This window comes from Pseudonocardia halophobica (genome assembly GCF_050948485.1).
GTDB classification, from domain to species: domain Bacteria; phylum Actinomycetota; class Actinomycetes; order Mycobacteriales; family Pseudonocardiaceae; genus Pseudonocardia; species Pseudonocardia halophobica.
The window spans coordinates 6,686,812-6,701,295 of record NZ_CP192046.1; the positions used below are offsets into that span (position 1 = coordinate 6,686,812).

At 74.8% G+C, this 14,484-nt stretch carries 15 protein-coding genes; 10 read left to right on the plus strand and 5 right to left on the minus strand.

Going from position 1 to position 14,484, the window contains the following annotated elements; genetic code table 11:
- Window positions 1–286: 286 nt before the first annotated feature.
- On the minus strand, window positions 287–967 hold the full coding sequence (locus tag ACQP04_RS31840) for a response regulator (RefSeq protein ID WP_037046288.1): 681 nt from the start codon (window positions 965–967) through the stop codon (window positions 287–289).
- A complete protein-coding gene (locus ACQP04_RS31845; RefSeq protein WP_433504191.1) occupies window positions 964–2,394 on the minus strand; it encodes a PspC domain-containing protein in 1,431 nt (476 codons plus the stop codon). Before ACQP04_RS31845 ends, ACQP04_RS31840 begins: the two co-directional genes overlap by 4 nt.
- Here ACQP04_RS31845 and ACQP04_RS31850 point away from each other — a divergent pair.
- Complete coding sequence (locus ACQP04_RS31850) at window positions 2,357–3,625, plus strand: PspC domain-containing protein (protein ID WP_433504192.1); 1,269 nt, start codon at window positions 2,357–2,359, stop codon at window positions 3,623–3,625. The genes ACQP04_RS31845 and ACQP04_RS31850 overlap by 38 nt on opposite strands.
- Complete coding sequence (locus ACQP04_RS31855; protein ID WP_433504193.1) at window positions 3,618–3,848, plus strand: hypothetical protein; 231 nt, start codon at window positions 3,618–3,620, stop codon at window positions 3,846–3,848. Before ACQP04_RS31850 ends, ACQP04_RS31855 begins: the two co-directional genes overlap by 8 nt.
- A gap of 57 nt (window positions 3,849–3,905) precedes the next feature.
- Here ACQP04_RS31855 and guaA read toward each other — a convergent pair whose 3' ends face one another.
- Window positions 3,906–5,456 (minus strand): glutamine-hydrolyzing GMP synthase, encoded by a 1,551-nt coding sequence (guaA, locus tag ACQP04_RS31860; RefSeq protein WP_433504194.1) that lies wholly within the window; start codon window positions 5,454–5,456, stop codon window positions 3,906–3,908.
- A 143-nt stretch (window positions 5,457–5,599) separates the two neighbouring features.
- On the opposite strand from guaA, the gene ACQP04_RS31865 reads away from it, so the two are divergent.
- From ACQP04_RS31865 to ACQP04_RS31875, 3 genes are read left to right on the plus strand one after another with little or no spacing between them, the layout of a single operon-like run.
- On the plus strand, window positions 5,600–8,044 hold the full coding sequence (locus tag ACQP04_RS31865) for a circularly permuted type 2 ATP-grasp protein (protein ID WP_433504195.1): 2,445 nt from the start codon (window positions 5,600–5,602) through the stop codon (window positions 8,042–8,044).
- Window positions 8,041–8,907, plus strand: coding sequence for a transglutaminase family protein (locus tag ACQP04_RS31870; RefSeq protein ID WP_433504196.1), 867 nt, complete (start codon window positions 8,041–8,043; stop codon window positions 8,905–8,907). Before ACQP04_RS31865 ends, ACQP04_RS31870 begins: the two co-directional genes overlap by 4 nt.
- A gap of 8 nt (window positions 8,908–8,915) precedes the next feature.
- Window positions 8,916–9,920, plus strand: coding sequence for a zinc-binding metallopeptidase family protein (locus tag ACQP04_RS31875; RefSeq protein ID WP_433504197.1), 1,005 nt, complete (start codon window positions 8,916–8,918; stop codon window positions 9,918–9,920).
- Here the strand turns inward: ACQP04_RS31875 and ACQP04_RS31880 are convergent.
- The gene (locus tag ACQP04_RS31880) at window positions 9,905–10,663 is read right to left on the minus strand and encodes a TetR/AcrR family transcriptional regulator (protein WP_433504198.1); all 759 of its coding nucleotides are present in this window, start codon (window positions 10,661–10,663) and stop codon (window positions 9,905–9,907) included. The genes ACQP04_RS31875 and ACQP04_RS31880 overlap by 16 nt on opposite strands.
- Window positions 10,664–10,759: 96 nt before the next feature.
- Here ACQP04_RS31880 and ACQP04_RS31885 point away from each other — a divergent pair, with 96 nt between their 5' ends.
- Together ACQP04_RS31885 and ACQP04_RS31890 are read left to right on the plus strand one after the other, a co-directional pair.
- Window positions 10,760–11,719 carry an ATP-binding cassette domain-containing protein gene (locus ACQP04_RS31885; protein ID WP_433504199.1) on the plus strand — a complete coding sequence of 320 codons (960 nt, stop codon included), beginning with the start codon at window positions 10,760–10,762 and terminating at the stop codon, window positions 11,717–11,719.
- On the plus strand, window positions 11,719–12,516 hold the full coding sequence (locus ACQP04_RS31890; protein WP_433504200.1) for an ABC transporter permease: 798 nt from the start codon (window positions 11,719–11,721) through the stop codon (window positions 12,514–12,516). Before ACQP04_RS31885 ends, ACQP04_RS31890 begins: the two co-directional genes overlap by 1 nt.
- A gap of 147 nt (window positions 12,517–12,663) precedes the next feature.
- Here the strand turns inward: ACQP04_RS31890 and ACQP04_RS31895 are convergent, their stop codons facing one another.
- Window positions 12,664–13,158 carry a pyridoxamine 5'-phosphate oxidase family protein gene (locus ACQP04_RS31895; RefSeq protein WP_433504201.1) on the minus strand — a complete coding sequence of 165 codons (495 nt, stop codon included), beginning with the start codon at window positions 13,156–13,158 and terminating at the stop codon, window positions 12,664–12,666.
- A 62-nt stretch (window positions 13,159–13,220) separates the two neighbouring features.
- Here ACQP04_RS31895 and ACQP04_RS31900 point away from each other — a divergent pair, with 62 nt between their 5' ends.
- From ACQP04_RS31900 to ACQP04_RS31910, 3 genes are read left to right on the plus strand one after another with little or no spacing between them, the layout of a single operon-like run.
- Window positions 13,221–13,436, plus strand: a complete 216-nt coding sequence (locus ACQP04_RS31900) for a hypothetical protein (protein ID WP_433504202.1) — start codon at window positions 13,221–13,223, stop codon at window positions 13,434–13,436.
- Between the two features lie 54 nt (window positions 13,437–13,490).
- Window positions 13,491–14,114, plus strand: coding sequence for a LuxR C-terminal-related transcriptional regulator (locus tag ACQP04_RS31905; protein ID WP_433504203.1), 624 nt, complete (start codon window positions 13,491–13,493; stop codon window positions 14,112–14,114).
- Complete coding sequence (locus tag ACQP04_RS31910; protein WP_433504204.1) at window positions 14,111–14,479, plus strand: DUF488 domain-containing protein; 369 nt, start codon at window positions 14,111–14,113, stop codon at window positions 14,477–14,479. The genes ACQP04_RS31905 and ACQP04_RS31910 overlap by 4 nt, the downstream gene beginning before the upstream one ends.
- The last annotated feature ends 5 nt before the right edge of the window (window positions 14,480–14,484 follow it).

The following is a 14,484-nucleotide window of genomic DNA, read 5'->3' on the forward strand; positions in this document are numbered from 1 at the left end:
GCGACCTGTGCAAGGCCAGCAGATCCGCGTGCGCCGGGCACCCTGAGCAGTATCGGCTGATCCGCCTCCGCCGGGTGCGCACCCCACAGTCCGACCGGCACCACAGCCCCGCCCGCCGATCCGCGAGCATTGCAAAGGTGAGCCGAGCAAGGCCGACACCGGGAACCCGCCGAGGTGAGCGTCGGGGCTGAATCCGAGCGCCGGAAAAGCCCTGAGGTTCATCTCGACCGCTGCGCGCCCCGACCTGCCGCGACCGCCACGGAGGACCTGCGAACCGGACCGCCCCTCACACCAACCGGCGGTCCGAGGCCCAGCGGGAGAGCTCGTAGCGGTTCGACAGCTGCGTCTTCCGGAGCACGCTCGACACGTGCGTCTCGACCGTCTTCACCGAGATGAACAGCTCGCCCGCGATCTCCTTGTAGGCGTAGCCCCGGGCGAGGAGCCGCAGCACGTCGCGCTCCCGCCGGGTGAGCAGGTCGAGCTCGGGGTCGACGGCGGGCGCGGCGCCGGGGCGGTCGGAGAAGGCATCGAGCACGAAGCCGGCGAGCCGCGGCGAGAACACGGCGTCGCCGGCCCGCACGCGCCGCACCGCGTCGCCCAGCTCCCGCGCGGAGATCGTCTTGGTGACGTAGCCGCGCGCGCCGGCCCGGATCACGGCGATGACGTCCTCGGCGGCGTCGGAGACGCTCAGCGCGAGGAACACCACCTCGGGCTGCACCGGCCGCACCCGGGCGAGGACGGCCGCGCCGCCGCCATCGGGCATGTGGACGTCGAGGAGCACGACGTCGGGCTTGAGGTGCCCGATGCCGGCGACGGCCTCGTCGACCGACCCGGCCTCGCCCGCCACCTCGATCGGCGGGTCGCCCGCGGCCCCGCGCTCCAGCTCGGCGCGGACACCCGCGCGGAAGAGGCCGTGGTCGTCGACCAGGAAGACCTTGATCGCCCCGGTCACCGCTGGCTCGCTCATGCGTCCTCCCGCTCGGCGTCGATCGTCATCTCCAGGTGCACCTCGGTGCCCTCCCCCGGCGCGCTCCGCAGCCGGACCCGGCCGCCGTGCCGACCCATCCTGCCGTGCACGGAGTCGGCGAGGCCGTGCCGGTCCTCGGACACGGCGTCGGGGTCGAAGCCCTTCCCGCGGTCGCGGACGAACACGTGCACCTCGGTCCCCTCCGAGCCGCCCTCCGAGTCGTCGGAGCCGTCCGACCCGCTCTCCACCTCGGCGTAGACGCTCACCTCGTCCACCCCGGCGTGCTTGGCCGCGTTGACCATCGCCTCGCGGGCGGCCAGGACCAGGGCGCGCAGGTCGCCCTCGGCGTCGTCGAGCGGGTGGTCGCCGACGATCACGGGGTTGACGGTGATCGCGTAGGTGTCCTCCACCTCGGCCGCCGCGGCCTGCAGCGCCGTCGCGAGGGTCTCCCCCGGCGGCCCGGGCCGCTCGCCCCCGCGCCCGTAGCCCGAGGGCCCGTACAGCCAGTTCCGCAGCTCCCGCTCCTGCCCGCGCGCCAGGCGTTGCACCTCGCGCGGGTCGTGGGACTGCTTCTGGATCAGGGCGAGGGTCTGCAGCACCGAGTCGTGCAGGTGCGCGGCGATCTCCGCGCGCTCGGCCGTGACGATCCGCTGCCGCCGCTCCTCGCCGAAGTCGCGGGCGAGCCGCACCCACCAGGGGACGGTGAGCACGGCGACGCCGACCAGCGTGGCCAGCACGGCGAGCACGCCGAACTGCAGCTGCCCCAGGTCGAGGTTGCCGAGCAGGAACACGGTGATGCCGGCGGCCACGAAGATCCCGCCCGCCACCACCCGCAGCAGCGCCGTGCGGCCGCCGAGGAAGCCGCTGCGGGCGCCGCTCGTCCAGCGCCGCCGTTGGGCCTCGTCCGCCTCGCGCCAGACGACGGCCGCGCCGAGCGCCGCCACCCCGAGCGGTCCGACGATCCAGCCGACGACCTGGTTCTGCAGCGCCGCCCCGGCCAGGCCGATGCCCAGCCCGAGTGCCGCGAGCCCCATCGCCTGCTGGCGCTCCTTGACGGTGACCTGCCGGGTGACGTCCGCGGCCTCCTGCCGCACGAAGACCCACAGCAGACCGTAGGCGATCACGCCGGCGCCGTTGGCCGCGGCGAGCACGACGAAGGCGACCCGCACCCACAGCACGTTGACGCCGAGGTGGTCGGCGACCCCGCCGGCGACGCCCGCGAGGAGCCGCCCGGAGCGGCGGCGCGCGAGGGGGGCGGCGCGGGTGGCTGGGCTGGTCACCGCTCCATGGTCACACGCGGGGGAACCCCGGACACCGGGGTCGGTCCCCGGGGCTTCTCGGGGTCCTCCCCGATACCGTGGGTGCGCGCGGGCGGGGAGGGTCGGTGGTATGAACAGCACCGACGTCGGGACGACGTTGCGGGACATGTGGGAGACCCGCCCGTCGCGGCCGCGACGGGACCGCAAGGTCGCCGGCGTGGCCGCCGCGCTCGCCCGCCGCTACGACATCGATCCGGTCCTCGTGCGGGTCGGCTTCGCCGTCTCCGCCTTCTACGGCATCGGGATCGCGCTCTACCTCGTGGGCTGGGTCCTGCTGCCCGCCGCGGACAGGGACGACCCGCTCGACGGGGCCGCCACGGACACCGCGGCGCGCAGCTCCGGCCGCACCACGCCGCCGCTCGTGCTCGCCGGGCTGGTCCTGGCCCTGCTCCTGACCAGCGGCCTGTTCTGGGGCAACGACGGCAGCGTCGTCCTCCCCGTGCTGGCCGTCCTGGTCCTGCTCTTCCTGCTGCACCGCAGCCGGGGCCAGCGCGGGCTCCAGGCGGCGCAGGAGGCGCCGACGGTCCGCACGTCCGCCGAGGACGGCGTGGTCGACGGGCCGGATGCGCCGGTGAAGGACCCGCTCGGCCCGGACCCGCTCGACCGCGGCACCCCGCCCGCGTGGGACCCGCTCGGCGCGGCGCCGTTCGCGTGGGACCTCCCGGAGCCCTCGGCGCCCGCGCCCGAGCCCGCACCGGTGCGCCGGCGCAGCCGGGTCACCCCGGTCACGCTGGCCCTGGCGCTGGTCGGCGGCGGCATCGCGGGCGCGGTCGTGCTGCTGACCTCCGGCCTGGCCGGACTGCCGGTCGTGTTCGCGACCGCGTTGGCCATCCTGGGCGTGGGCCTGGTGTTCGGCGCCTTCACCCGCGGCGGCCGCGGCCTGATCCCGTTCGCGCTGCTCCTGGCCGTGCTGACCTGGGCGTCACTCGCGGTCAAGGTGCCGCTGGCGAACTTCGGCTCCGGCGTCGGCGACCTGCGGGCCGCCCCCACGACCCCCGCCGCGGTGGCGCCGAGCTACGAGCGCGGCGCGGGGACCGTCGACCTGGACCTCAGCCGACTCGACCTGAGCGTGCCACCGGGCGAGCCCGCCACCCCTGTCCGCACCGCGGTGAGCGTGGGCGCCGGCGACATCCGGGTGAGCGTGCCGCGCAACGCCGACGTGAGCCTCACCGGCCATGTCGACTTCGGTGAGATCAGTTTCGACGGCACCAGCCACAGCAGCCCCGACGCCTCGCTCACCGTGACCGACGACCTCGGTGCCGACGGGGTCCGCTCCGGCCGGCCGCTCGTGCTCGACCTGACCGGGGGCGCGGCCTCCGTGGAGGTGCACCGTGTCTGAGCAGCAGGAGACCCGGCAGGACGGTCCGCAGGAGGAGCGGGCAGCGCGCCGGATGCCGGACCCGCTGGCCCTGATCGTCGGACTGGTCAGCCTGGGGATCGCCGGGTCGGGGTTCCTCGGCCGCGCGCCGGACCTGTCGGCCTTCGACGCACGCTGGCTGCTCGCCGGCGGGGCCGTGGTGCTCGGCCTGGTCCTTCTGGTCGCGAGCGTCCGAAAGCGCTGACCACCGGATCACGAACGGCGCTCTCGCTCAGACCTACCGAGCGAGAGCGCCGTTCGCTCACTCCCACTCGATGGTGCCCGGCGGCTTGCTCGTGACGTCCAGGACGACCCGGTTGACCTCGGCGACCTCGTTGGTGATCCGCGTGGAGATCCGCTCGAGGACCTCGTAGGGCAGCCGGGTCCAGTCCGCGGTCATGGCGTCCTCGGAGCTGACCGGCCGCAGGACGATCGGATGGCCGTAGGTGCGGCCGTCGCCCTGCACCCCGACCGACCGGACGTCGGCCAGCAGGACGACCGGGCACTGCCAGATCGACCGGTCCAGGCCGGCGACGGTGAGCTCCTCGCGGGCGATCGCATCCGCCTGGCGCAGCGTCTCGAGCCGCTCGGCGTCGACCGCCCCGATGATCCGGATGCCCAGCCCGGGGCCGGGGAACGGCTGGCGCTGCACGATCACCTCGGGCAGCCCCAGCTGGGCGCCGACCGCGCGGACCTCGTCCTTGAACAGCGCCCGCAGCGGCTCGACCAGCGCGAACTCGATGTCGTCCGGCAGGCCGCCCACGTTGTGGTGGCTCTTGATGGTGGCCGTGCCGGAGCCGCCGCCGGACTCGACGACGTCCGGGTACAGGGTGCCCTGCACGAGGAACCCGACGTGCTCCTCCGCCGCCACCTCGGAGGTCGCGGCCTCGAAGACCCGGATGAACTCCCGGCCGATGATCTTCCGTTTCTCCTCGGGGTCGGTGACCCCGGCGAGGGCGTCGAGGAACCGCTCCCGCGCGTCGACGGTGTGCAGGTTCGCACCGGTCGCGGCGACGAAGTCCTTCTCCACCTGCTCCCGCTCGCCGGCCCGCAGCAGCCCGTGGTCGACGAACACGCAGGTCAGTCGGTCGCCGATCGCGCGCTGCACCAGCGCGGCGGCCACGGCGGAGTCGACGCCGCCGGAGAGCCCGCAGATCGCCCGGCCGTCGCCGATCTGGGCGCGGATCGCCTCGACGGTCTCGTCGATGATCGACGCGGTGTTCCAGGTCGGGGTGATGCCGGCGATCTCGTGGAGGAAGCGGCGCAGCACCTCCTGGCCGTGCGGGGAGTGCCCGACCTCGGGGTGGTACTGCACGCCGGCCAGCCGCCGGTCCCGGTTCTCGAAGCCCGCGACCGCGACCCGGTCGGTCGACGCGGTGACCGTGAAGCCCTCCGGCGCGCGGGTGACCGAGTCGCCGTGGCTCATCCAGACGGGGTGGCTGCTCGGCAGCCCGTCGTGGAGCACCCCTGCCTCGGGCGCGACGTGCACCTCGGTGCGGCCGTACTCGCGGGTCCCGTCCGGCGCGACCTCGCCGCCGAGCGCCTGCGCCATGGCCTGGAAGCCGTAGCACATGCCGAAGACCGGGATGCCGGCCTCGAACAGCCGCCCGTCGAGCCTCGGCGCGCCCTCCGCGTAGACGCTGGACGGGCCGCCGGACAGCACGACGGCGGCGGGGCGGCGCGCGACGATCTCCTCGACCGTCATCTCCGCCGGGACGATCTCGGAGTACACCTGCGCCTCGCGCACGCGGCGGGCGATCAGCTGGGCGTACTGGGCGCCGTAGTCGACGACGAGGACGGTGGGGTTCTCCACGGCGTCCAGGGTAATCGGCGACGTGCGTCACCCGGTCCGGCGCCCGCGACCGGCCGGGGCGCCGGGGCACTGTGGAAGGCTGGGGCCGTGAACGGCGAACCGGGCGGCCGACCCGTGCCCGCCCGGCGCCGCGGGCCCCGCCCATGAGTCCCGTTCCGTACGACGAGATGCGCGACGCCGCCGGAACCGTCCGGGCGCCGTGGGCCGGGCTCGCCGGGGTCCTCGACGGCGCCGGTCCCGCCGGGCTGCGGGCGCGCCGCGCCGACACCCTGCGCCTGCTCGCCGACGACGGCGTGGCCTACCACCCACCCGGCGCCGAGTCCGAGCAGCTCTGGGAGCTCGACCCGCTCCCGCTGGTGCTCGACGGCGCGGAGTGGGCGGGCCTCGAACGCGGGGTCGCGCAGCGGGCCGAGCTGCTCGACCGGCTGCTGGCCGACCTCTACGGCCCCCGCGCCACGATCACCCGCGGGCTCCTGCCGGTCGAGGTCGTCGACGGCCACCCCGGCTACCTGCACGGCTGGCGCCGCCCGGCCGGGGCGCCGCCGCGCCGCGAGCTGTTCCTGTCCGGGGTGGACCTCGGCCGGTCGCCCGAGGGGTGGACGGTGCTCGGCGACCGGGTCCAGGCGCCGTCGGGCGCGGGCTACGCCATGGCGAACCGGCGGGTGGTCGCGCGCGTGCTGTCCGCCCTGCACCGGCGGTCGCGGATCCGCAGGCTGGGCCCCTTCTTCGAGGCCGTCCGGGCGGGCCTGCAGGCCGGCCGGGACGACCGGCGGATCGTGCTGCTGCACCCCGGCCCCGACTCCGAGACGGCCTACGAGCAGGCGCTGCTGTCGTCGTTGCTCGGGCTCCCGCTTGTGCTCGGCTCCGAGCTGACCGTGCGCGACGGCCGGCTCTGGCAGCACTCCCTCGGCCGGCTCGACCCGGTCGACGTCGTGCTCCGCCGGCTCGACGCGGACTGGTGCGATCCCCTCGACCTGCGTCCGGACTCGCGGCTCGGCGTCCCCGGCCTGCTCGAGGCCGCGCGGCTCGGCACCGTCACCGTGCTCAACGGCCTGGGCGCGGGTGTGGCGGAGAACCCCGGGCTGCTGCCCTTCCTGCCCGCGTTGTGCCGGGCGCTCCTGGGCGAGGACCTGCTGCTGCCCAGCGTGCCGACCTGGTGGTGCGGCGACCCGGTCTCGCTCGCGCACGTCCGGGCGCACCTCGGCGAGCTGGTCCTCACGCCCGTCGCGCGGGGCCGTGCGCCCATCCGTGGCGTCGACCTCGACCCTGCCGCGCGGGCCGCGCTGCTGGCCCGGATCGAGGCCGAGCCGCACGCGTGGGCGGCCCAGCGGGAGGTCGTGCTGTCCACCGCGCCGGTCGTGACGGACGCCGGGGCCGAGCCGCGGGCCGTCACGCTGCGGACCTTCGCCGTCGCCTCCGGGGAGGGCTGGGAGGTGCTCGACGGCGGGCTGGGCGCGGTCCCGGCCGGCACCGAGCCCCCGCTCGAGGGCGCGGCCACGCTGGCCAAGGACGTGTGGGTCGTCGGCGAGCGGCCCGAGCGGGCGGCCCGCGGGGCCCTGGACGAGGCCGTCGCGGCCACGGCACCCACCGGCGTCTCGCCGCGGGTGGCGGAGGACCTGTTCTGGCTCGGGCGGTACGCGGAGCGGGCCGAGGACACCGCGCGGCTGCTGCGCGCCGTCACGGACCGGTGGGCGGACTTCCGGACCTCCCCCGAGCCCGCGGGCGCCGGTGCGCTGCGGGCCCTGCTCGCGGCGACCTCCGAGATCACCCGCACCACGCCGGGCTTCGCCGGGCTGCCGGCCGACGAGGACCCGGGCGCGGAGCTCCACTCCCTGCTCTACGACCGGAACCGCCCCGGCACCCTCGGCTTCGCCGTACACAGGCTCACCCGGGCCGCCCAAGCGGTGCGCGAGCAGCTCTCCACCGACACCTGGCTCGTGCTCGGCCGGCTCGACACCGTGCTGCAGCGCCTCGCCGCCGCTCCCGAGCCGGACACCGGGAACGTGTCCGAGGCGCTCAACCGGGTCCTCGAAGGCCTGCTCGCGCTGGCCGGCATCACCGCGGAGAGCCTGGTCCGCGACGACGGCTGGCGGCTGCTCGACGCGGGCCGGCGGGTGGAGCGGGCCCAGCACGTCGTCGCGCTGCTGGCAGCGACGCTCTGCGACGCCCCGCGCGGCCCGGCCGACCGGCTGCTGGTCGAGTCCGTGACGATCGTGGCGGAGAGCGTGATCACCCACCGCCGGCGCAACGCGGGGCGACCCGGCATCGCCCCGCTGCTCGACCTGCTGCTCGCCGACCGGGACAACCCGCGGGCCGTCGCCCACCAGCTCGACCGGCTCGCCGACGACCTCGCGCACCTGCCCGGCGCCGTCCCCGCCTCGTTCGACGCCGCCGTCGCCCGCCTCGCCGGAGCCGACCCGGCCGCGCTCGCCGTCCGGGACACCGCCGACGGCACCCGCCCGGCCCTGCGCGCGCTGCTCACCGGGCTCGGCGCGGACCTCGACCGGCTGGCCGAGGACGTCGCCGCCGCGCACTTCGCGCCGCAGCGCAGCCCGCACCCCTACGACCTGCTGCTGGCGGCCCCGTGACCACGTACCGCGTCACGCACCGCACGGCGTACGAGTACTCCGGCGAGGTCACCACCAGCTTCGGCCGGGCGCACGTGCTCCCCCGCGCCCAGCCCGACCAGCGGTGCAGCGAGGCCCGGGTGGCCGTCGACCCGGCGCCGGACGAGCTGCGCGAGCACGTCGACGCCTTCGGCAACCGCTCCACCTACTTCTGCGTCCGCACCCCGCACCGGGCGCTCGCCGTGCTGGCGGAGAGCACGGTGACGGTCGACCGCACCGTGCTGCCGCCCGCCCTGCGTGCCTGGGAGGAGGTCCGGGACCGGAAGGACCTCGACGCCCGGCCCTTCGCCCTGCCGTCGCCCCGGCTCCCGGCCCGGCCGGAGGTCGCCGGCTACGCCGCGCCCTCCTTCCCGCCCGGGCGCCCGCTCGGGGAGGCCGCCGCCGACCTGTGCCGCCGTATCCACGAGGACTTCGCCTACGTCACCGGCTCGACGACCGTCCGCTCCACCGTGTCCGACCTGCTCACCGGTGGTGAGGGGGTCTGCCAGGACTTCGCGCACCTCGCGGTGGCCGCGCTGCGCACCCGCGGCCTGCCCGCCCGCTACGTCAGCGGCTACCTCGAGACCCGCCCGCCGCCCGGGAAGCCGAAGCTGCGCGGTGTCGACGCCTCGCACGCCTGGTTCTCGGTCTGGACCGGCGACGGCTGGCTCGACCTCGATCCGACCAACGACCGGGTCGTCGACGACTCGTACGTCGTGCTCGCGCACGGCCGCGACTACGGCGACGTGCCCCCGCTCAAGGGCGTGATCTTCGCGGACTCGGCGCGCAGCACGATGGCGGTGGCGGTCGATCTCGAGCGTGTGGTGCCGGCCGGGACCGGGTAACGAGGCCCGTGCGCGCCTTCGCCTGCCCCCACTGCTCCGCCCTGGTGTTCTTCGAGAACTCCGTGTGCCTCACCTGCGGCACGGAGATCGGGTTCTCCCGGGAGGAGCAGGCGATCGTGCGTGCGGACGGCCGGCACCGGTGCGCGAACCGCCGGACCGCCACCTGCAACTGGTTCGCCGATCGGCCCGGCGCCCTGTGCGACTGCTGCGCCCTCACCCGCACCCGCCCCGCCGACGACGACACCGACGGCCTGGCCGCCTTCGCCCTCACCGAGCAGGCCAAGCGGCGGCTGCTCTACCAGCTCGACGACCTCGCGCTGCCCGTCGTCGGGCGGAACGAGGACCCACGCGGCGGGCTGGCCTTCGACCTGCTCTCCAGCGCGCACGAGCCGGTGACGACCGGGCACGCGAGCGGCGTCGTCACCCTCGACCTGGCGGAGGGGGACGCCGGGTACCGCGAGCGGATGCGCGTGCAGCTCGCCGAGCCCTACCGCACCCTGCTCGGGCACCTGCGGCACGAGACCGGGCACTGGTACTGGGAGGTGCTCGTCGACCGGCCCGGGCGGAACGAGGAGTTCCGCGCGCTGTTCGGCGACGAGCGCGAGTCCTACGCCGACGCCCTCCAGCGGCACTACTCGTCCGCGGCGCCCGAGGGGTGGGAGGACCGGTACGTCAGCTCCTACGCCACGGCGCACCCGTGGGAGGACTGGGCGGAGACCTTCGCCCACTACCTGCACATCCGCGACACGTCGCAGACCGCGGCGGCCTTCGGGATCAGCGTGCAGGGGCCCCTCGACGCCCGTGAGGACCTCACCTCCGAGCCGGCCGAGTCCGAGAAGGACTTCGACGCGATCGTCGCCGCCTGGCTCCCGCTGACCTACGCGCTCAACGCCGTGAACCGCTCGATGGGCCACGCCGACCTCTACCCCTTCGTGCTCGCCGCCACCGTGCTGGACAAGCTGCGGTTCGTGCACGACCTCGTCATTGCGCGGCCCACCTACGTCCCGGCGTGACCCGCCAGCCGCTCCACGCCGTCGAGCAGCAGGCCCAGGCCGAACTCCCAGGTGTCGTCGGAGTACTCCTCGTCGAACCCGCCCTTCTCCCAGATCCGGGTCATGGTCGGGAAGCGCTCGGGCGTGTAGTAGGTGCCCCAGAAGCCCGACCGGGACTCGTAGTAGTCGTCCTGGGTCACGCCGGTGCGGGCCGAGACGCTGGTGTCCGTGACGGCGGCGCGGGCCGCGCCGAAGACGTGTGACTCGACGAGGTTCGCGACCCGGCTGATCGTGGCCTCCGGCAATCCGGTGAGCGCGACCGCCCGGTAGAGGTCCTCCTGCGCGTCGAGCACGTGCGGGCCCAGCGGCATCCGCCAGAGGTTGGAGCGGATCAGCCACGGGTGCTCCTGGTACATCCGCCAGGCCTCGTGCGCGTGGAACTCCACCTGCGCCCGCCACGGCAGCGCGCGGTCCGGGAGCCGGCGGTCCGCCCAGGCGCGGTCGATCATGAGCTCGAACAGCTCGTCCTTGCCCGGGACGTAGGTGTAGAGGCTCATCGCGCCGACGCCGAGGTGCTGGGCGACCTTGCGCATGGACAGCTCGTCGACGCCGTGGGCCCCAGCGACCTCCATCGCGCCTGCCACGACCTGCTCGAGCGTGAGCCGCTGCTTCGGCCCGCGGCTGGGCGGCGGGGGTGGGTCCCAGAGCAACCGGATCATGGCGCGCCCCTCCGGCGTGCCGTACTCGGTGTCCGGTTCGTCCACGTTGCGAAAATCCCTTCCGGCCATCACTCCGTACGGTGTATGGTATCCGATCGGCACGTAGTACGCCGTACGGAGATTTGTGGACGAGGGGAACTGATGATCCACACGGAGTCGCTCACCCGCACCTTCCGGGTGGGCAAGGAGACGGTCGAGGCGGTGCGCGGGATCGACCTGGACGTGGCCGAGGGCGAGCTCGTCGCGTTCCTCGGCCCCAACGGCGCCGGCAAGTCGACCACGCTGCGGATGCTCACCAGCCTGCTCCCGCCCACCTCCGGCACCGCCCGGGTCGCGGGCGTCGACGTCACGGAGCACCCCGCCGAGGTCCGCCGCCGGATCGGCTACATCGGCCAGAAGGACGGCGCCGGGCACAACTACCGCGTCTGGGACGAGCTCCTCATGCAGGGCCGGTTCTACGGGATGGGGAAGGCCGAGGCGAAGGCCGCCGCGGAGTCCCTGCTCGGGACGCTCGACCTCACGGCCCTGCGGATGCGCAAGGTCAGCTCGCTCTCGGGCGGGCAGAAGCGGCGGCTCGACATCGCGCTCGGGTTGATCCACGGCCCGCGGCTGCTGTTCCTCGACGAGCCGTCCACCGGCATGGACCCGCAGAACCGGGCGAACCTGTGGGAGCACATCCTGCGGATCCGCGAGGAGCGCGGATCCACGATCGTGCTGACCACCCACTACCTCGACGAGGCCGACGCGATGGCCGAGCGGGTCGTGATCATCGACCACGGGCGGATCATCGCCGACGACACCGCCGACGCGCTCAAGCGCAAGCAGGCGGGCGACCGGCTGACCGTCGTCGTCCGGCCCGAGCAGGCCGCCGGCGCGCGGGCCCTGCTGGCCACCGAGGGCAGCGAGCCGGCCGAGAAGCCCGACGCCGACGGCCTCGCCCTCTCCGTCCGGGTGGAGGCCGCGTCGCACGCCATGCCCGGGGTGCTCGAACGGTTGCGGGCCGCCGGGGTGGACGTGATCGCCGCGTCCGCCCACCAGCCCACGCTCGACGACGTCTTCCTCAACCTCACCGGCCGCAGCCTGCGCGAAGGAGAGTCCTGATGGTCGCGATCTCCCTGCCTGCTCCCCCGCGCACCGGGATGCTCACGGACGTCGGACACGTGTGGTGGCGGGAGACGCTCACCATCGTCCGCGACCCGTTCTCGCTGATCTTCTCCCTGCTCCAACCGCTGGTGTTCCTCGGCCTGTTCGGTCCCCTGCTCGCCGGGGTGGCGGGCGGGGCGGCGGCGTTCGGCGGATCGTCGCTGCAGTGGTTCCTGCCCGGCGTCGTCGTGATGATCACGATGTTCGGCACGTCGATGACCGGCGCCAACCTGCAGTTCGAGATCATGACCGGGGCGTTCGAGCGGATCCTCGCCACGCCGCTGTCCCGCTCCTCGCTGATGATCGGGCGGGCGCTCAAGGAGCTCACCCCGCTGGTGGTGCAGGCCGCGGTGATCACGCTCGTGGCGATCCCGTTCGGCTTCGTGCTGTACCCGCTGCACGTGGTGGTGGGCCTGGTCCTGCTCGGCGTGTTCGGTGTGGGGATCGGGGCGCTGTCCTACGCGCTGGCGATCGCCGCCCGCAAGACGGAGTGGATCTTCTGGGCGGTGCAGCAGTCGCTGCTGTTCCCGCTGCTCATCCTGTCCGGGATGATGCTGCCGCTCGAGACCGGGCCGGGCTGGATGCAGGTGGTGTCGAGGTTCAACCCGCTCACCTACGTCGTCGACGCCGAGCGGGTCCTCTTCGCGGGCGGTATCGCCGACACGACCGTGCTCTGGGGCTTCGTCGCCGCCATCGTCACCGCGCTCGTGGGGCTGGCCGTCGGGATCCGCGCCATCCGCAAGGCCACCATCTGACCGCACCGGCTGCGCCGGGAGGGGGCCGCACACCCGTCCCGGCGCGGCACACCCCCCTCGACGGCCGGTGCGGCGGACTCCTCGGGTGTGCCGCGACGCCACGGCGGATGGGCCACGCTCGACGGGATGGGTCGCCCGGAGCAGCCGTCAGTGCTTCCGGACCACCGTCTCGACGCCGCCCTCCCGCCACATGGTGATGTCGAGGTGCCCGCCGCCCACCTCGACCGCCGACGCCCCGACGAGCCGGGCGCCGAGGAAGCGGTCGAAGGTCCGGCCGCGCAGGTCGAAGCCGGTCTGCGCGTACAGGTCGTCGGCGAAGCGGGCGTGCAGCTCCGGGTCCTGCACGTTCTCGACCGTGCCCCACACCTTCGCGTCGCCGTCGGACACGTGGGTGTCGACGGTCGCGGTGTGCAGGGTGAAGCGCGGGTCCCGGTCGAGGTCGCGGAACTTCGCGGTGTCCGGCATCCCGCTGATCCAGAGCCGGTCCTCGAAGAAGCGCGGCTCCATCGGGCAGATGCGCGGGTAGCCGTCCGGCCGCAGCGTCCCCAGGAAGCACAGGTTGCCGGTCGCGGCGTGCCGCCGGCGGAAGATCTCGGCGATCCGCGGCGCGACCTTCTCGAACTCCTGCCAGGAAGTGGTCATGCCGGGACCGTACGACCGATCCCTGACAGCACCTGTCCGGGTGCATGCAGGTGGAGAGGGCCGTGGCCGGGGAGAAGCGCGCCATGCGGCGCTGCTCCGCCGCGAGCGCGGCCACGTCCAGGCCGAAGCCGCCGCGGTCGGCGGGCAGGGCGGCGCGGAGCCATCCGGCGGCGATGACGGACAGCCCGGCCCTGACCGGGATCACCGTCCGGGAGTTCGACGTCCTGGCCGCGCCGAGGGCCGTCACCGCGCCCGACCTGGTGGCGGTCGCGCGCTGAACCCGGTCCGTTCGACCCGTTCGCCCCGACGCGGCCGGTCCTAGGCTTCCGGACGTGCCGGGTGACGAGGCTCCTCCGCTGGTCGCGGACCGTCTCGCGGCGTCCCGCGCCGCCGAGCTCGTCGGCCGGGCGGAGGAGCAGCGGGTCCTGGCGTCCTGGCTCGATCCCGCGGGTCCGGCGGTCGGGTTCGTGCACGGCCCCGGCGGCATCGGGAAGACCGCCCTGGTCCGGGGCACCCTGACCCGGCTCGGGCGGCCCTGGGTGGAGCTGCAGGGTCGGGCCGTGGAGCCGACCCCGCGCGACGCCCTGGCCGAGCTGGGCCGAGTGCTCGGACGGCCGGTCCGCGACCCGGCGGAGGTGGGCGGGCTCCCGCACCGCCTCGCCGTGCTGGACTCCGGCGCCGCCGGCCTCGACGGCCGGATCGCCCGGCACGTCCTCGACGAGCAGCGGCCCGGTCCGCCCGAGGCCCCGCGGCCCGCCGTCCTCGAGCTCACCCCGCGCGAGCAGGAGGTCCTCTCCCTCCTCGCCGAGGGGATGACCAACATGGAGCTCGCCCGCGCGCTGTTCATCAGCGAGCGCACGGCCAACCGGCACGTCAGCAACATCTACACGAAGCTGGGCGTGCGGAACCGGGCCGAGGCGACCCGGGTGGCCGTCGAGGCGGGCATCGCCTCGTGACCGGGAGCACCATCCGTGTCTCCCGGGTGTACGACCACGAGCCGCATCCGGGGAGCCGGTCCGTCCTGGTCGACCGGGTGTGGCCGCGCGGGGTCCGCCGCGACGACCTCGAGCTGGACGAGTGGGCGAAGGACGTCGCCCCCAGCCCCGAGCTCAGGAAGTGGTTCGGCCACGACCCGGAGCGCTGGGAGGAGTTCCGCCGCCGCTACTTCGCCGAGCTCGACGCCCGGCCACAGGCCTGGCGGCCCCTGCTCGACGCCGCGCGGTCCGGCACCCTGACCCTGCTCTACGGCGCCCGGGACCGGGACCACAACAACGCCGTGGCGTTGCGCGACTATCTCGCCGCGCGGCTGGCCGAGGACTGACCCGC